The organism is Pseudomonas sp. FP453 (genome assembly GCF_030687495.1).
Classification (GTDB): domain Bacteria; phylum Pseudomonadota; class Gammaproteobacteria; order Pseudomonadales; family Pseudomonadaceae; genus Aquipseudomonas.
Window position 1 is genome coordinate 3,458,310 of record NZ_CP117435.1, and the last position, 18,044, is coordinate 3,476,353.

Consider the following 18,044-nt stretch of genomic DNA (forward strand, 5'->3'; position numbering starts at 1 on the left):
AGGAATTTTTCTATGCCTACCACTGCACATGTCAGCCCCGACGAGATCCGCAAGGGCTTTTCCAAGGCGATGTCCGACATGTACCGAGATGAAGTCCCACTGTATGGCGCGCTGATGGCGCTGGTGGCCGAGACCAACACCCGTGTGCTCGACGCCCAGCCAGCGCTGGCGCAACAGCTGCAACGTACCGGCGAGATCCAGCGCCTGGACATGGAACGCCACGGCGCCATCCGCCTGGGCACCGCCTTCGAACTGGCCACCATCGGCCGCCTGTTTGCGGTGATGGGCATGCAACCGGTGGGCTACTACGACCTGACCCCGGCCGGCGTACCGGTGCATTCCACCGCGTTTCGTGCGGTGCATGAGCAGGCGCTGCAAACCAGCCCGTTTCGCGTGTTCACCTCGCTGCTGCGCCTGGAACTGATCGAAAACCCCGAACTGCGCGCCTTTGCCGAAACCGTCCTGGCCAAACGCAACATCTTCACCGACCGCGCCCTGGCGCTGATCGAACAGGCGGAAAAGGCTGACGGTCTCAACGCGGTGGACGCCGAGGAGTTTATCCGCGAGGCCCTGGAAACTTTCCGCTGGCACCACACCGCCACCGTCACCCGCGCCCACTACCAGCAACTCAGCGACCAGCACCGCCTGATCGCCGACGTGGTGGCCTTCAAGGGGCCGCACATCAACCACCTGACGCCGCGCACCCTGGACATCGACCAGGTCCAGGCCGCCATGCCCGGCAAAGGCATCACCCCCAAGGCCGTGATCGAAGGTCCGCCACGCCGCCAGTGCCCGATCCTGCTGCGCCAGACCAGCTTCAAGGCCCTCGACGAAGCCATCGCCTTCACCGACGCCCAGGGCAGCCACAGTGCCCGTTTCGGCGAGATCGAGCAGCGCGGCGTGGCACTCACCCCCAAAGGCCGCACCCTGTATGACCAATTGTTGAATGCCGCACGCGACGAGCTGGGCGCGTTCCCCACTGAGGGCAACGCCGCGCGTTATGTGCAATTGATCGAACAGCACTTCCAGGCCTTCCCCGACAACCACGCGCAGATGCGCGAGCAGGGCCTGGCGTACTTCCGCTACTTCGCCACCACACCAGGCCTGGCGGCACGCGGCCAAGCCGATCAACCGCGCACACTGGACGCGCTGATCGCAGCAGGTCATGTGGCGGTGGAACCGTTGGTGTACGAAGATTTCCTGCCGGTGAGTGCGGCGGGGATTTTTCAGTCAAACCTGGGGGATGCGGCGCAAAGTCACTACGCGGCCAATTCGAACCGGGCCGAGTTTGAGCTGGCGCTGGGGCGGCGGACGATTGATGAGTTGAAGCTGTATGAGCAGACGCAGCAGCGCTCGATAGAGGCCTGCACTCAAGCGCTGCATGGGTGAAACAAGATACCCACCCGGCTCATCGGCGTAATCCTTACACCGTAAAAGCCCCCAAGAGCCGGGTGGGCGGTGGGCATCATAGGGACTGCGCCGGGCACTGTCCTCCAGACAATTCTGAACAAATATGACCTAATTCTGTAGGAACATCAGTTAACCCAACTGCTCCACAATCTTGTCCTTGATCAACAGCCGCTTCTTCTTCAGCTTCTCCACATCCTCATCGCTGGCACTGGCCGATTCGGCCTTCAGCACCTCCTTGTCGGCGTCGTCGTATTGAGTGAGCAGCGAATCCAGACGCTTGTCGCCCGCCCTGCGTTCGTGAATGACGTCCTTGCTCAACCCCAAGTCCTGATACAGGTCGTGTTTCACTGGCATGGCGTACCTCCGCAAGTTGATCAATGGCTTACGCCCTTGAAGCTAGACCATTGCGCGGGGTCTTGTCATGTTTGAGGTCAAGACACTGCTCTAAATGTGGACAAGGGCCCCTGTGGGAGCGGGCTTGCCCGCGATTACGGTAGTCCATCCAAACTATCGGTGACTGACACTCCGCCATCGCGGGCAAGCCCGCTCCCACAGGGGCCCGTTCCCACAGGTTGATCGGTGGTGCCTGTCAGGGTAGCTCTCGGGCCAAAAATGGCGCAGTGCGGCTGGTTTTGTTTTTGGCCACGGTGTGTGGCGCTCCCTGAGCAACCACCTTCCCGCCCAAGTCCCCCGCCCCCGGCCCGATGTCGATCACCCAGTCACTCTGCGCCACCACACGCATCTCATGCTCCACCACAACCACGGTGTGCCCGGCGTCCACCAGGTGGTTGAGCTGGCTGAGCAAGCGGTCCACATCCCGGGGATGCAGGCCGGTGGTCGGTTCATCGAGGACGTACAACGTGGCGCCCCGCGCATTGCGTTGCAGCTCCGTCGCCAGCTTGATGCGCTGCGCCTCGCCGCCGGACAGCTCGGTGGCCGGCTGGCCGAGGCGCAGGTAGCCCAGGCCGATGTCGCGCAGCACCTGCAACGAGCGCAGCACGCTGGGTTGTTCGGCAAACACGTCGACGGCCTGCGCCACCGTCAGCCCCAGCACCTGGGCGATGCTCAAGCCTTGCCATTGGATGGCCAATGTCTCGGGGTTGTAGCGCGCGCCATGGCAGGTCGGGCACGGTGCGTAGACGCTGGGCATAAACAGCAGTTCCACGCTGACAAAGCCTTCACCCTCGCAGTTCGGGCAGCGGCCCTTGGCGACGTTGAAGGAAAATTGCCCGGCATCGTAACCGCGCTTTTTCGCCGCGGGTGTCGCAGCAAACAGTTTGCGCACGTGGTCGAACAGCCCGGTATAGGTCGCGAGGTTGGAGCGCGGCGTGCGCCCGATGGGTTTCTGGTCCACCTGCACCAGCCGCCGGATCTGCTCCAGGCCGGCGCTGATACGCCCACCGCTGGTTTGCGGGGCGTCGTCTTCCAGGCTCGGCTCTTCATCGTTTTCGACCACGCGACCCAGGCCGCTGCCTACCAGCTCCAGCAGCGCCTGGCTGACCAGGCTGGACTTGCCCGAGCCAGAAATCCCGGTGACCGCCGTAAAGCAGCCCAGGGGGAAATCCACGCTCAGCGCCTTGAGATTGTTACGCGTCACGCCCTGCAGCTTCAGCCAGCCGCTGGGTTCACGGCGCGCCTGATGCGCCACGCGCTGCTCGGCAAACAGATACGACCGCGTCTGCGATGCCTGCACCTCCGCCAAACCGGCCGGCGGGCCGCTGTACAGCACCTGCCCGCCCTGCTCACCCGCTGCCGGCCCCACATCGATCAGCCAGTCGGCGCGGCGCATGGTTTCCAGGTCATGCTCCACCACAAACAACGAATTGCCCGCTGCTTTCAACCGTTCCAACGCGGTGAACAACGCCTCGCCATCGGCCGGATGCAGCCCCGCCGACGGTTCATCCAGCACATAGATCACGCCAAACAGCTGGGAACCCAATTGCGTCGCCAGGCGCAAGCGTTGCAGTTCGCCGGACGACAACGTCGGCGTGCTGCGCTCCAGGGACAAATAACCCAGGCCCAGCTCGGTCAAGGTGCTGACCCGCTCCAGCAGATCCTGGGCGATGCGTTGCGCGGCAAGGCGCTTTTCCACCGACAGGTGCATCTTGTCCTCCCCCGCCGCCACCGGTCGCAACAGTTCGGCCAGTTGGGTCAACGACAACTGCGACAACTCGCCAATGTCCACTCCGGCAAACTTCACCGACAGCGCCGCCTTGTTCAACCGCTTGCCCTCGCACAACGGGCAGGCGCTGCCCTGCATGAACTGTGACACGCGCTTTTTCATCAGCGCGCTTTGGCTATGGGTGAAGGTATGCAGGACGTAGCGCCGCGCACCGCTGAAAGTGCCCTGGTAGCTCGGCTCCAGCTTGCGCTTGAGCGCGTCGCGGGTTTGCTGCGGGGTAAAGCCGGCGTACACCGGCACGGTCGGGGTTTCTTCAGTGAACAGAATCCAGTCGCGCTGCTTTTTCGGCAGGTCACGCCAGGGAATGTCCACGTCATAACCCAGGGTCACGAGGATGTCCCGCTGGTTCTGGCCCTGCCACGCCAACGGCCAGGAAGCGACGGCGCGCTGGCGGATGGTCAGCGAAGGGTCCGGCACCATCAGTGCCTCGCTCACCTCATACACCCGGCCCAGGCCGTGGCATTGCGGGCACGCGCCCTGGGGCAGGTTGGGCGAAAAATCCTCGGCATACAGCATCGCCTGCCCCGGCGGGTAGCTGCCGGCGCGGGAATAGAGCATGCGGATCAGGCTCGACAAGGTGGTGACGCTGCCTACCGATGAGCGCGCACTCGGCGTGCCGCGTTGTTGTTGCAGGGCCACGGCGGGTGGCAGGCCTTCGATGCTGTCCACATCCGGCACGCCGACCTGGTCGATCAGCCGCCGCGCATACGGCGCCACCGATTCGAAATACCGCCGCTGTGCCTCGGCATACACCGTGGAAAACGCCAGGGACGACTTGCCCGAACCCGACACCCCGGTAAACACCACCAGGGCATCCCGTGGAATATCCACATCGACGTTACGCAGGTTGTGCTCACGGGCGCCGCGCACCCGCACGAAACCGTGGAATTGAGGGATGTTGCGCTGTGAAGTCATGGTCAACCTTATCGCGCGGTGAGCACGCTGCGGACCCGTTGCGTCAGGGCTTCGGGGCTGTAGGGTTTGCTCAGCAGATGAATATCGGGGCTCAGCAGATGATTGCTGGAAAGAATGTCGCGGGTGTGGCCCGAGGTGAACAGTACCCCCACGGGCGGGCTCTGTGCACGGGCCCAGTCGGCCAGGTCGGTGCTTTTGACGCGGCCTGGCATGACCACGTCGGTAAAAATCAGGTCCGGCAGCAAGCCGCCTTGCAACGCCTGCATGGCGCGGTCGCCGTCTTCGGCGGTGAGCACGGTGTAGCCCGATTGTTGCAGCAGTTCGACCACGGTCAGGCGCACGCCTTCATTGTCTTCCACCACCAGGATGGTTTCCTGGCCGCCGGCAGGCAGCACCTGGTCGATGTGCACATCGAGGCTTTCCGGTTCCAGGCTGTGGGGGAAATACATCTGCACCACCGTGCCCTTGCCCTCCTCGCTCCACATCTCCACATGCCCGCCGCTTTGGCGCACAAAGCCAAACACCATGCTCAGGCCGAGGCCGGTGCCGTGGCCCTCGCGCTTGGTGGTGAAGAACGGCTCGAACGCACGCTTGAGGGTGACCGGCGACATGCCAACCCCCGTATCGGTGACCGCCAGGCGTACGTACTCGCCAGGCTTGATGCTTTTACCTGCACAATCGGCGGGGTTGAGGATGATGTTTTCCCCGGTGATGCGGATCACGCCCTCGCCTTTCATCGCGTCGCGGGCGTTGATTGCCAGGTTGAGCAGCGCATTTTCCAGTTGGTTGCGATCGACATTGATAAACCAGGCATCCTGGGGCATCTGTACGTCGATATGGATGGTTTCCCCCAGCGCCCGCTGCAGCAACTCCCCCAAGCCCGCATAGATGCGCTGCGGGTTGTACACCGCGGGCGACAACGGTTGGCGCCGGGCAAACGCGAGCAGTTGCGCCGACAGCTTGGCCCCGCGCTCCACCGCCGCAATCGCCGCCGCCACGCGGCGCTGCACCTGTACGTTGTCCGGCTCGTGGCGCGCCAGCAGGTGCAGGTTGCCGGCGATCACTTGCAGCAGGTTATTGAAGTCGTGGGCCACGCCGCCGGTGAGACCGCCGATGGCTTCCAGTTTCTGCGACTGGCGCAACTGCTCCTCGGCGGCGGAGCGCGCCTGCACTTCGTCGGCCACGCGCTGTTCAAGATTATGGGTGAGTTCCTGGCGCAGGCGCTCGGAATGCACGTGTTCGGTGGTTTCGACCACAATCGCCAACACCCCGGCCGGCTGCTGTTGATCGCCGGCGACCGGGCTGTAGTAGAGGTCCAGCCACACGGTTTCCGGCTGGCCGTTGCGCAGCAATACCAGGTCCTTGTTGTTGAACGACAAGGTGCCGCCCGCCAGGCAGGTGTCCACCACATGCCGGTTGAAGTCGGCGACTTCCGGCCAGCCCAGCTCCACCGGCGTGCCCAGCAGGTACGGGTGGCGGCCGCCGGCAAAGCGCGAATAACTGTCGTTGTAGATCATGTAGCCCAGCCGCCCCCACAGCATCACCATGGGCACGGGGGACGCCAGCAACATCTGCACGTTGCAGGCCAGGCTGGTGGACCAGCGGTCAATCGGCCCCAGGTCGGTGGCCGACCAGTCGAACGCGCGAATGCGCTCGGCCATTTCACCGGCCCAGCCTTCGCAGCCGTGGGGGTTGGATAAAAACTGCATCGGTTGGCTCTGTGCGCAAAGAAGACATCGTCAAGTTTTTGGAGCGCTGCAAACGCAGATGGTTTCACCGCATCTACGTTAGGCGCTAAACCGCACAGGCACCACCGCCCTCAGTGAAAATCCCGGCTGCGCACAGGAATCCCGTCCAGCAGCGGCGTAAGGTCGGTCAAGCGCCCGGCGATCAGGTGCCGCACCTCGCCCACCGCTTCCCAGCGCCCGTCCACTTTCAGCAGGCGCGAGCCCACCAGCGCCTGGCGTTGGCGCTCGGCGAGGTCGCGCCAGACCACCACATTGAGGTTGCCGAACTCGTCCTCCAGGGTGACAAAGGTCACCCCGCTCGCCGTGCCGGGGCGCTGACGACCGGTGACCAACCCCGCCACGCTGACAGTGCGCCCATGCTCCACCGCCATCAGCTCCTCGGAACTGCGACAGCGCCGCTTGCGCAGTTCGGCGCGCAGCAATGCCAGCGGATGCGGGCCCAGGGTGGTGCCGACCGTCGCGTAGTCGGCCTGCACGTCCTCGCCCACCGTCGGCACTGGCAGTTCCACCACTGCCTCGTCGGGACTTGGCAAACCCGCAAACAGCCCGAGCTGCTTGTGCACCCCGGCCACCTCCCAACGCGCCGCATGCCGGTTGCCCGCCAAGGCACGCAAGGCGCCGGCATCGGCCAGCAAGGCCTGGGCGCGGGCATCCAACCCGGCGCGTTCGTCGAGATCGGCAATGTCACTGAACAGGCGACGCTGGCGCACCGCCTCGATGCGCCGCCCATCCTCCTCGCGAAACCCCGCGATCATGCGCAAGCCCATGCGAATCGCCGGTTGCGCGCCGTCGATGGGTTCCAGGCTGCAATCCCAATCGCTGGCCTGCACATCCACCGGGCGGATCTGCAAGTGATGGCGCCGCGCGTCTTGCAGGATCTGGTCCGGGCTGTAGAAGCCCATGGGCCAGCTGTTGATCAGCGCACAGGCGAAGGCCGCCGGTTCGTGGCACTTGAGCCAGCAACTGGCGTAGGTCAGCAAGGCGAAACTGGCCGCGTGGGATTCGGGAAAGCCATAACTGCCAAAGCCCTTGATCTGCTCGAAGATCTGCGCGGCGAAGGCTTCGCTGTAGCCGTTTTTCAGCATGCCCGTGCGCAGGCGCGCCTGATGCGGTTCCAGGCCGCCGTGACGTTTCCACGCGGCCATGGAACGGCGCAACTGGTCCGCCTCGCCGGGGCCGTAATCGGCGGCAACCATGGCGATCTGCATGACCTGCTCCTGGAACAGTGGAATGCCCAGGGTGCGTTCCAGCACCGCTTTCAACTCCGGTGAGGGATAGGTGGTTTCTTCCTCTTTATTCCGCCGCCGCAGGTACGGGTGCACCATGCCGCCCTGGATCGGCCCCGGGCGCACAATCGCCACTTCAATCACCAGGTCGTAGAACGTCTGCGGTTTCAGGCGCGGCAACATCGACATCTGCGCCCGCGACTCGATCTGGAATACGCCGATGGTGTCGGCCTTGCTGATCATCGCGTAGGTGGCCGGGCATTCCTTGGGAATGCTCGCCAACGCCAGGTCCAGATGACGATGGCGGCGCAACAGGTCGAAGCAGCGGCGGATCGCACTGAGCATGCCGAGGGCAAGGATATCCACCTTGAGCAGGCCGACGGCGTCGAGGTCGTCCTTGTCCCACTGGATGATGGTGCGTTCGGCCATGGCGGCGTTTTCCACCGGCACCAGGGTGTCCAGCGGGTACTCGGAAATCACGAAGCCGCCAGGGTGCTGGGACAGGTGCCGGGGGAAACCGATCAATTGCTGGGTCAGCGTCAGCACGCGGCGCAGGATCGGGCTGTCCGGGTCAAAGCCGCCCTCGCGCAGACGCTCCAGGGGCGGCGCCTCGTCGCTCCAGCGCCCGCAGCACTCGGCCAGGGCGTTGACCTGATCCGGCGGCAAGCCCAGGGCCTTGGCCACGTCGCGCACCGCGCCGGCGCCGTGGTAACTGCTGACCACCGCCGTCAGCGCCGCGCGCGTGCGGCCGTAGCGCTGGAACACGTACTGCAGCACTTCTTCGCGGCGCTCGTGTTCGAAGTCCACGTCAATGTCCGGCGGCTCGTTGCGCTCGCGCGACAGGAAGCGCTCGAACAGCATGCTCGTCAGGCTCGGGTTGATCTCGGTGATGCCCAAGGCAAAACACACCGCCGAGTTGGCCGCCGAGCCCCGGCCCTGGCACAGGATCGAACGGCTGCGGGCGAAGCGCACAATGTCGTGCACGGTGAGGAAGTAGCTTTCGTAACCCAGCTCGCTGATCAGTTGCAGCTCGTTGTTGATCTGCTGCAAGGTCTTTGCATCGATGCCCTCGGGCCAGCGCTGGGCGATGCCCTCTTCGGTCACGGCGCGCAACCAGGATTTGGCGTCGTGGCCGGCGGGCACCAGTTCGCGTGGGTAGTGGTAGCGCAACTGGCTGAGGTCGAAGGTGCAACGGCGGGCGATGGTTTCCGTTTCGTCGAGCAAGGCTTGCGGGTACAGCGCGGCCAGGGCGTCGAGGCTGCGCAGGTGCCGCTCGCCGTTGGGATGCAGGCGCGTGCCGGCTTCGGCCACCGGCACGTGATAGCGGATGGCGGTCATGGTGTCTTGCAGGGCGCGGCGGCCACGGGCATGCATGTGCACATCGCCGCAAGCGACGGCCGGGAGGTGCAGGCTGGCAGCCAGTTGCAGGCGTTGTTGCACGTGGCGCGCATCGTCCTGGCCACAATGCAGCTGCACCGCCAGCCACAGGCGTTCGGCGAAGGTGTGGCGCAGCCATTGGATATCGGCCTGGGTGTCGGTGTCTGTGGCGACCCACAGCGCCAACAGGCCGGGCAGCGGTTGCTCGAAGTCTTCTCGCAGCAGGCGATAGCTGCCCTTTTCAGCGCGACGCCGGGCCAGGGTGATCAAGCGACACAGCTGCTGGTAGCCGCTGAGATTTTCCACCAGCAGCACCACTTTCGGGCCGTTGTCGATGCGCATCTCGCTGCCGATAATCAGCGGCAGCTCCACCGCTTTCGCCGCCTGCCACGCACGCACAATGCCCGCCAGGGTGCACTCATCGGTGATCGCCAGGGCGCTGTAGCCCTGGTGCTTGGCCCGTTCGAACAGCTCCAGCGCCGTGGATGCACCGCGCTGGAAGCTGAAATTCGACAGGCAATGCAGCTCGGCGTAACTCATGCAAACCAGCCTTGCAGCCACAGTCCATCATTCTGGCCCACGGTGCGATAGGCCCAGCCTTGCTGGCCGGCGCGGGTCTGGATCAGGTAGTAGTCGCGGCGGATATCGGCGCCGTTCCACCAACCGGATTCGATACGCTCCGGCCCCATGAGGACCTGGAGGCCCTGCTCGGCGAGCAAGGTCGGTTCGCTCAGCAACCAGCCGGGGCGCTGGACTTTATCCAGGGTTGGGCCGGGGCGACTGTCGGCCGCCGCTTGCCAGGCGCATTCGGGGCGGTGGTCGGCGTGAAAACGCAGGCCCTGCACCGCGTCATCCCCCAGCCGTGCACGCAGGCGTTCGCGCAATTGCTCCCACGGCAGGGTTTGTTGCGGGCGGTCGTCGAACAGGTCCTGGCGTTGCGGCACAAATACCGGCAGGTCCTCGGCCACCAGGCGAAAACCGCGCACGGGCGAGGTGACTTGCACTTGCTCCAGGCGCCCACGGGCCAGTTCGAACAGCATCGCCGGTTCGCGCTCGGCGCTGAGCAGGCCGACCTTGATCACGCTGTCCGGCGCCTGGGCATGCTCCAGGTGCAGGTCGAAACGCTGCACGCCACTGTCGCGCCCACAGAGGAAGGCGGACAGATCGCCGGTCAAGCGGCGCAAGGGAAACAGCAGCGCCTGATGGGATTGCACGTCGAAATTCAACTCGATGCGCACATCGAACTGATCCGGCGGCTGATAAAACGCCAGGGCCAACGGGCGCTGCCCGCTCAGGGCGTCCAGGTGCTTGAGCAGGCTGGCGTCAAAGCGTCGCGCCAGCGTATGCCGGGGCAACGCCTGCACCTGGGCCAGGGTGCGCAGGCCCATGCGCGACAAGGCCGTGGCTGCCTGCGGGTCGAGGCCGGCGCGGTCGATGGGCAGCGGCGCCAGGGCTTGCATCAAGCGTTCATCATCGGCCACGGCCAGGCCGTCGTAGAGATTGGCCAGCACCCGCGCTGCGGCCGGGTTGGGCGCGGCGACGATGCGGTGACGAAAGCCCAGTTCCGTCAGTTCCGCGCGCAAACGGGCTTCGAACTGCGGCCACGGGCCGAACAGGCCCAGGCTCGATTCGATCTCGAACAACAAGGCACGCGGGTAATACAGGCTGACCTGGGAGCTGAAACGGTAGGCCCAGGCCGCGAGGAATTGCTGCCAGCGCTCGATCTCGGCGGGGTCGTATTCGGCGCTGGCAAACGTCTTGGCCAGGGCATGGGCCGCCGTCAGCGACTGGCCGGGGCGCAGGCCCAGGGCGCGGGCGGCGTCATTGACAGTTTGCAGCACGCGGCGCTGCGGCGTGCCGGCCAGCAGGGCCAGTGGCTGGTCCGGCTCGGGGTGCACACGCTGCACCCCGTCCAGCGCCAATTGCGGGAAGACAATACACACCCAGCGCATGCCAACCTCAGTGCCCGGCCAGGGCAATCGGCGCCGGATGGGCCAGGCCGCCACGGCACTTGAGCACCCGCACTTGCGCGGGCTTGGTCTCGACCGCCAGACGCAAGGCAGCGGGCGATGAGTTGATCGCCTCGCTCAAAGAACGCCAGGCAAACGCCAGGGTCTGCCCGGTTTCCGCCGCCACCTGCAAGCGGCGCAACGCGCGATCATCGGCCTTGCGCGGCCAGCACAATACCGCGCCGCAACTGCCGGAACGCAGGCATTGCTCCACCGCCCACAGCGCATCACGTTCATCGGCCTGGATCACCGAGAGCAGGCGCAGATCCACCCCGGCGTTCTGCCAGGCGTGGGGATACGGCGTGTAGGGCGGCGCCACCAACACAATGCGCTCCCCGGCCTTGGACAAGCGCGCCAGGGTCGGCAGGACCAGTTGCAACTCGCCGACGCCTTCCTTGGCCATGAGAATTTCACTCAAGGCCGCCTCCGGCCAACCGCCGCTGGGCAACACCGCGTCCAGCGCCTTGAGCCCGGTGGGGTGCACGCTGGCGGGTGGCGCGGCGGGCCGGCCTTTCCACACGCGGCCGCCATTGAACAGCGTGTCCAACGCAACGACGGCGCCCATCAGCCCTGCCTCACCAGGCCGCAGAACACCCCTTCGATCGCCAGGTCCTGGTCAGGCTTGACCACGATGGGTTGATACGCCGGGTTGCGCGGCAGCAAGCGCACGCTGTCGCCATGGCGCTCGAAACGCTTGATGGTCACTTCGCCGTCCAGGCGCGCCACCACAATCTGCCCGTTCAAGGCTTCGGCACTGCGGCGTACGCCCACCAGGTCGCCATCGAGGATGCCGTCTTCGATCATCGAATCGCCCTGTACCCGCAGCAGGTAATCCGGGGTTTTCGCAAAGGTGGCGGGGTCCAGTTGCAGGCGGCTGTGCACGTCGGCATCGGCGCCAATCGGCAAGCCCGCCGCGACACGGCCGAGTACCGGCACATCCAGCCACTCGGGCCGCGCCGGCTGGTTGAGCAGGCGAATGCCGCGCGCCTGGTTGGGGTTGACCTCGATAAAGCCGGCTTCGGTCAACGCCAGCACATGCTTGCGCGCCACGCTGCGCGAGGCAAAACCGAACGCCTCGGCGATCTCGGCGAGGCTGGGGGGCTGGCCTTGTTGCGCGATACGGTCGCGGATAAAGGTCAGGATGGCGGTACGGCGGGGAGTGAGAGTCGTCATGGAGTACATTTGTACTCCTGTGGGAAATTTCTGACAATAGCCGCCAGTCGTATGGGGGCACACAAGGGCTGTTGAAACGTCCCACGCTACTGCCGGATTAGCTCTACTGCCCTGCCCTGGGAACCTCTGCAAAGTCTTTCGCCTGATTTCACCGTGCGAGGGAGTGCAGATGAGTGTTGTTGTGAGTGATGTGTCGTGATTTCCGCGACCAGCCAGGCGATTGGCTACCTGGTGCTGGCGGCCATGGATTCAACGACGCGGGACGTTGAATCCGTCATCAGCGACTTCAATCGCTGCCTCAATACCTACGACGTGTGGGCCGAGAGCTTTTTCAGCTTTTCGGCGCTGGATGTCGAGCAGGTGTTCAAGGTCGGCAATGAGGTGGCGCTCGTCGCGCCGGTCAACCGCTCCATCCTGCCCAGCAGCACCACCGCAACGTGCCCGGCCAACGGCACGTTGACCTTGGTGCATATGTTCCAGAGCGCGCGGTTCGTGCCCATTGGCAACACGCCGGTGATGCTGCAGCGCGTCGATCCGAACGGTGGCCCGCTGGGCGAACCTCTCCATAAGACCATCGGGCCCAGCGGCATTCTTGAAGTCACCGAGTGTGATCGCAACCAGCCGTATCGGGTCAGTTTCTACCCCAACGTTTCCAAGGATCATGTCAAGGCGCTGTATGCGTCCTACCAATCGGTGATCACTCCGCTGGAAGGCTGGTTGCGCCGTGAATGGGCAACCACCTTCGAGCCGCTGTGGAAGGGTTACGCCGAAGCGCACTTCCTCAAGCGCTACCTCTCGTTGCACCACGCCTATGCACGCGGGTTTGGCGAGGCGCTGTATTCACTGTGGGACACCATCAGGCAAGTGTTCCTGTGGCTCTCGGACCCACTGGCCAATGCTGAAAAGCTCCTGCATTACCTGTCCCCGCAAGCCTTCGAAGCACTGCTGAACCTGAGCACCGAAACCCTTGCCAAGGGTTTGCTGATGCTCAGCGATGAGCCGTTGTTGTTTGTGTATCTGTCGGCAATGGTCAGCTGGATGCGCCTGTTGCCGCCGCCGTATATGAACGAGTTGCTGGGGGAAATCAGCGCCGAAGTCTTGATCAATCTGTTGCTGTGCCTTGCCACTGCCGGGATGGGGGTGGTGGTGCGCATGAGTGCCAAGGTGCTCGGCGGGATCAAGTCGAAGCGGGCGCGCAGGTGGTTGCAACACATGGCTGGCCAGTTCGGCAAGGCTCGCCTGGATGCGCATGTCGAGGCGGCGAAGCCTTTATTGCTGGGGAGTCCGGCCACTGCGATCAATGCTGTGCCAAGTGCGCAGTTGAAAGCAGGGACGGATTTGGTTTCCAACCCGGTTACAGCTGTGCGGGGCAAGTCCAGGCAGCAGACGGTGTTGGTGAAGCACGAGCCCGTCGACGATGTGCCCGCTTCGGGGAAAAATCCGAATGGTGATGCCGCGGCTTCTGCGGACAAGACCGTTACCAACGGTTGCCCGGTGTCGATGGTCACCGGCGAAGAGTTGCTCACCCTCACCGACGGCGTACTCGACGGTATTTTGCCGTTTGAGTGGACGCGGTTGTACCGCACCAGTGCGGTGGACGTGGAGTGCGGGTTGGGGTTTGGCTGGAGCCATGCGCTGGCCCACAGGCTTGCTGTTTCGGGCGATTCGGTGGTGTGGACGGATCATGAAAACCGCTCGACGGTTTTGCCCTTGCCTACGATTTCTCGGCCGGCCATCACCAATAGCCTGGCCGAAGCGGCCATTTATCTCGGTACTTTACCTGACGAGTTGGTACTGGCGCAGGCGTCGCGGTTCTACCACTTTCGTGAGGGTTTGCTGACAGCCGTCAGCGATGCGTATGACAACCGGCTGCGGATTTCCCGGGATGTGTTGGGGCGTATTGAGCGGTTGGACAACGGTGTCGGGCGTTCGCTGTGTTTGCGGTATTCGGCCGACCGTATCGTGGCGGTGGAGTACCAGATTCAACGGGCCGAGGGTTCTGATCCCTACGTCTGGGTGACCGAGTACAGCGTTGTTTCCTACGCCTATGACGACCTTGGCCGACTGGTTTCGGCGACCAATGCCGTAGGCGAAAGCGAGGTTTATCGCTACGACGATCAGCATGTGATCCTTGAGCGTGGGTTGGCCGGTGGGGCGAGTTTCTTTTGGGAGTGGGAACGTTCTGGCAAGGCTGCGCGATGTGTTCGCCATTGGGCGAGCATTACGCAGATGGACACGCGCTATGCCTGGGAGGACGACGGGCGGGTCACGGTGTTTAACGCCGATGGTAGCCAGGAGGTTTACGTCCACGACCAGCGCGCGCGGTTGGTGCAGCGGGTTGATCCAGATGGCGCAACGCATTTCAAATCCTACGACGACAAGGGCCGGCTGACGGTCGAGCAAGACCCGCTGGGGGCAGTGACGGCGTATCAGTACGACGACGCCGGACGCTTGGTGGCGCTGTTTCCCGGGGATGATGAGCCGACCTCCTACGAGCATGACAACGGCTTCGTACGGGTTGTGCGGCGTGGTGAAGCGGTTTGGAAGCACGAGCGTAATGATCAGGGCGATGTCACGCGTAGGACTGATCCCGATGGCAGCGTTACGGACTACAGCTACAACAAATACGGGCAGCTGACCGGAGTTTGGTATCCCGATCACAGTTGCCATCGGCTGATGTGGAATGAACGTGGCCAGCTGGTTGAGGAACAGTTGCCCAATGGCGGCATTAAGCGCTATCGCTATGACGATGTTGGCCGGCAAGTTGCGCGCGAGGATGAACGCGGTGCGGTGACCCAGTACAAGTGGGACAACGTGGGTCGGTTGATTCGTGTGGTCTTGCCAGACGATTCGACGCGGGAATACAGCTACAACCCATACGGAAAAATCACCTCCGAGCGGGACGAACTGGGCCACGTTACCCGCTACGAATACGCCGATGGCCTACACCTGATCAGCCGTCGAATTAACGCCGACGGCACCCAGGTCAAATACCGCTACGACAACGTGCGGTTACTGCTGACCGAGATCGAAAACGAAGTCGGCGAAACCTACCAGCTGGATTACCACCCCAACGGCCTGATCCAGCAGGAAACCGGCTTCGACGGCCAGCGCACGTCCTACCTCTACGACATCAACGGCAACCTGCAGGAAAAAACCGAACACGGCGATGACGGCAGTCAGCTCGTCACCCGTTACGAACGCGACTTCGCCGGCCGCCTCGTACGAAAAACCCTGCCCGACGGCAACACCGTCGATTACACCTACGACCGCCAAGGCAACCTCCTCGGCGTCGAAGACGGCCACTGGTCATTGGCCTACGAATACGACCAACAAAACCGCCTCACCGCCGAACACCAAGGCTGGGGCACCTTGCGTTACGGCTACGACGCTTGCGGCCAACTGCAACACCTGCGCCTGCCCGACAACAACCGCGTCACCTTCAACCACGCCAAAGGCGGCCATCTCTCGACCGTAGAGTTGAATGGAGAAACGCTCACTTCACACTTCTTCGACACAGGCCGCGAACATCAGCGACGCCAAGGAAAACTACTCAGCAGTTACCAATACAACGAGCAAGGACACCTCTTCAATCACGGGGTATGCAATGTCGAAAATGCCCTTTACCAGCGCCAATACGACTACGACAAAGCCGGCAACCTGACCCGTATTTACGATACCCGCAAAGGCGAACAGCACTACCACTACGACCCACTTAACCGCCTTACCCGCGTCAACCAAGAGCAATTCGCCCACGACCCAGCGGGCAACCGGTTGATGATCCAGGGGGATCGGCACTACGACTATGACGCGTTTGGCAACCTGATCCGGGAGAGACGCGGCAAAGGCCAGCAACTCGTTACCGAATACCGCTATGACTGCCAGCATCGGCTGATCGGCGTTACTCAACCGAACGGACAAACCGCCAGCTACCGCTACGACCCGTTTGGTCGACGCATCAGCAAAACCGTTGACGGCCTGACAACAGAATTCTTCTGGCAAGGCGACAAACTGATCGCCGAACACCATGCGAACTGCCATCGCAGCTACCTCTACGAACCCAACAGCTTCCGCCCACTGGCCCTGCTGGAAGGCTTCGGCCCCAAAGCCACCCAGCCCTACCACTACCAACTGGACCACCTCGGCACACCCCAGGAACTGACAAGCCCCGACGGCGACATCGTCTGGTCCGCCCACTACCGCGCCTACGGCGAAATCACCCGCCTCGACGTCGGAACAATCGACAACCCGTTGCGTTTCCAGGGCCAGTACTTCGACCAGGAAAGCGGGCTGCACTACAACCGGCATCGCTACTACAATCCCGATATTGGTCGCTACCTGACGCCGGACCCGGTGAAGTTGGCGGGGGGGGATCAATGGGTATCGGTATGTGCCTAATCCTACGGGGTGGATGGATCCGCTAGGACTAACCCATTGTCCGGGAGGGAACGGATGTAGGCCGGATGATGAAACTGGGGAGCCTACAGAAAAATCCAAGGTTGACCCAGACGAACCGCACACGCCAATAACCTCGAAGCGAGCAACTGAGTTTGCATCTGAAGAAAAACTCATCGCTCATTACGAGAAGCACGGTGCAGAATTCAAGTCCGGGACCAGCCACGAGAGTACCTACTCACTGCACGGCACGTAGTGGATAGCGGGATTCCAGTCCACTACGCTTACAAAGGCCGCCCCACAACAGGGTATGTTTTACTTTTAGGTTCAAATAGGTCAGGCGAAGCGAAATTTGCTTTTGCCGGAACCAACCAGAACGGTCAAATTACGACCCTTCACACCAAAAGCGGAAGAGATTTCTGGAGAACAATAAATGGCGATTCCAATGATAAAACCATTAGACCCCATACTAAGCACGATCAAGCAAGCAACGGTGGTAGCCATCGATGAACTCATAGACGAAGAGGTCACGCTACTCATTGACGGAGCGTTAGTCACGTGCTTCGCCAGCTACTGTCCATACGAAATCGAAGTAGGGATGACTTATGCCGTTGAACTGACCTTATATTTATCTGAGCATTACGAGGCCCAAAAAATCAGTTCAACCAACGTTTTGATCGAGCGAATAGATAACAGTTTTGCTTATGCTCTCTACGGAACATTAAACAACAACACCTTCAACACTTTTACGTTATTGACGGTTGATGGGATCCACCATGACCACCCAGACCTTAACGACTCACTTATAAAATTAACGGTAGAACGAATTGATGTGGCCTTTCTATAAGCGCTACAACCGACACAACACCGCCCCACAGCTTGAGCTCACCAAAAAGCACAATCCGTGGGGCAAACAATCACCGATTCAAAACCAGCACAATCCTCCCCTCACCACCCCTCCTTCAACACCCTTAACTCCAAACACTGCAACAACATAATCGTCTTCCCATCCACAATCTCCCCGCTCTGCACCATCCCCAGCGCCTGCTCAAACCCCAGTTCCAGCACCTCGATATCCTCACCCTCCTCTTCCAACCCACCGCCCGACCCCACTCGATCCCCCGGCTGATACTCGCCCAAAAAGAAGTGAATCCGTTCCGTCACCGACCCCGGGCTCATGAACGCGGCATAGACCTTCTCCACATGCCCCACGCGATAGCCCGTCTCTTCCTCTGCCTCCAGGCGAATGCGCTCTTCGGGGCTGGCGTTGTCGAGCAATCCGGCGGCGGTTTCGATCAGGTAGCCGGGGTAGTCGTTGACGAAGGTGGGCATGCGGAACTGGCGGATCAGCAACACCGTGCGTTGCGCGCGGTTGTACAGCAGGATCGTCGCGCCATTGCCGCGGTCGTACACCTCGCGGGTCTGGGCTTGCCAGCTGCCGTCGCGGCGGCGCAGGTCGAAGCTGTATTTTTTCAGCAGGTACCAGTTGTCCGAGAGGGTTTCCTCGGCGGTGATGCGAACGGGGCTGTTGTCCATGGTCAGGCCTTTGCTCAAAGGAGCCCGAGCATGTCGCGATGGCAAGGCCAGCGTCAAGCGCGCCGCTTGCGGC

At 62.7% G+C, this 18,044-nt stretch carries 10 protein-coding genes and 1 pseudogene; 3 read left to right on the forward strand and 8 right to left on the reverse strand.

Annotated features, from left to right (window positions below; all coding sequences use genetic code 11):
* Positions 1-12 precede the first annotated feature (12 nt).
* A complete protein-coding gene (locus tag PSH87_RS15470; RefSeq protein ID WP_305430087.1) occupies positions 13-1,389 on the forward strand; it encodes a VOC family protein in 1,377 nt (458 codons plus the stop codon).
* Between the two features lie 150 nt (positions 1,390-1,539).
* Here the strand turns inward: PSH87_RS15470 and PSH87_RS15475 are convergent, their stop codons facing one another.
* The 7 genes from PSH87_RS15475 to lexA all read right to left on the reverse strand — a co-directional run bounded on the left by PSH87_RS15475 (position 1,540) and on the right by lexA (position 12,049).
* Complete coding sequence (locus PSH87_RS15475; protein ID WP_017737256.1) at positions 1,540-1,764, reverse strand: DUF465 domain-containing protein; 225 nt, start codon at positions 1,762-1,764, stop codon at positions 1,540-1,542.
* Between the two features lie 235 nt (positions 1,765-1,999).
* Positions 2,000-4,507, reverse strand: coding sequence for an excinuclease ABC subunit UvrA (gene uvrA, locus PSH87_RS15480; protein WP_305430088.1), 2,508 nt, complete (start codon positions 4,505-4,507; stop codon positions 2,000-2,002).
* 8 nt (positions 4,508-4,515) lie between these two features.
* Positions 4,516-6,216, reverse strand: a complete 1,701-nt coding sequence (locus PSH87_RS15485) for an ATP-binding protein (RefSeq protein ID WP_017737258.1) — start codon at positions 6,214-6,216, stop codon at positions 4,516-4,518.
* 110 nt (positions 6,217-6,326) lie between these two features.
* Entirely contained in the window at positions 6,327-9,419 is a 3,093-nt protein-coding gene (locus PSH87_RS15490; RefSeq protein ID WP_305430089.1) for an error-prone DNA polymerase, read from the reverse strand.
* Positions 9,395-10,810, reverse strand: coding sequence for a DNA polymerase Y family protein (locus tag PSH87_RS15495; protein ID WP_305430090.1), 1,416 nt, complete (start codon positions 10,808-10,810; stop codon positions 9,395-9,397). Before PSH87_RS15495 ends, PSH87_RS15490 begins: the two co-directional genes overlap by 25 nt.
* 7 nt (positions 10,811-10,817) lie before the next feature.
* Complete coding sequence (gene imuA, locus PSH87_RS15500; RefSeq protein WP_305430092.1) at positions 10,818-11,432, reverse strand: translesion DNA synthesis-associated protein ImuA; 615 nt, start codon at positions 11,430-11,432, stop codon at positions 10,818-10,820.
* Complete coding sequence (gene lexA / locus PSH87_RS15505) at positions 11,432-12,049, reverse strand: transcriptional repressor LexA (protein WP_017737262.1); 618 nt, start codon at positions 12,047-12,049, stop codon at positions 11,432-11,434. The genes imuA and lexA overlap by 1 nt, the downstream gene beginning before the upstream one ends.
* Before the next feature lie 234 nt (positions 12,050-12,283).
* Between lexA and PSH87_RS15510 the strand changes: the two are divergent.
* Both PSH87_RS15510 and PSH87_RS15515 read left to right on the forward strand, forming a co-directional pair.
* Positions 12,284-16,569, forward strand: a pseudogene (locus tag PSH87_RS15510) (RHS repeat-associated core domain-containing protein); the annotation flags it as partial.
* A gap of 299 nt (positions 16,570-16,868) precedes the next feature.
* Positions 16,869-17,282 carry a hypothetical protein gene (locus PSH87_RS15515; protein WP_157356516.1) on the forward strand — a complete coding sequence of 138 codons (414 nt, stop codon included), beginning with the start codon at positions 16,869-16,871 and terminating at the stop codon, positions 17,280-17,282.
* A gap of 101 nt (positions 17,283-17,383) precedes the next feature.
* Here PSH87_RS15515 and PSH87_RS15520 read toward each other — a convergent pair whose 3' ends face one another.
* Positions 17,384-17,971, reverse strand: coding sequence for an NUDIX domain-containing protein (locus tag PSH87_RS15520; protein WP_026136841.1), 588 nt, complete (start codon positions 17,969-17,971; stop codon positions 17,384-17,386).
* Positions 17,972-18,044 lie beyond the last annotated feature (73 nt).

Coding starts and splice junctions, on each gene's coding strand:
- PSH87_RS15470 (WP_305430087.1), top strand. CDS start 13: ATGCCTACCACTGCACATGTCAGCCCCGACGAGATCCGCAAGGGCTTT.
- PSH87_RS15475 (WP_017737256.1), bottom strand. CDS start 1,764: ATGCCAGTGAAACACGACCTGTATCAGGACTTGGGGTTGAGCAAGGAC.
- uvrA (WP_305430088.1), bottom strand. CDS start 4,507: ATGACTTCACAGCGCAACATCCCTCAATTCCACGGTTTCGTGCGGGTG.
- PSH87_RS15485 (WP_017737258.1), bottom strand. CDS start 6,216: ATGCAGTTTTTATCCAACCCCCACGGCTGCGAAGGCTGGGCCGGTGAA.
- PSH87_RS15495 (WP_305430090.1), bottom strand. CDS start 10,810: ATGCGCTGGGTGTGTATTGTCTTCCCGCAATTGGCGCTGGACGGGGTG.
- imuA (WP_305430092.1), bottom strand. CDS start 11,432: ATGGGCGCCGTCGTTGCGTTGGACACGCTGTTCAATGGCGGCCGCGTG.
- lexA (WP_017737262.1), bottom strand. CDS start 12,049: ATGTACTCCATGACGACTCTCACTCCCCGCCGTACCGCCATCCTGACC.
- PSH87_RS15515 (WP_157356516.1), top strand. CDS start 16,869: ATGGCGATTCCAATGATAAAACCATTAGACCCCATACTAAGCACGATC.
- PSH87_RS15520 (WP_026136841.1), bottom strand. CDS start 17,971: ATGGACAACAGCCCCGTTCGCATCACCGCCGAGGAAACCCTCTCGGAC.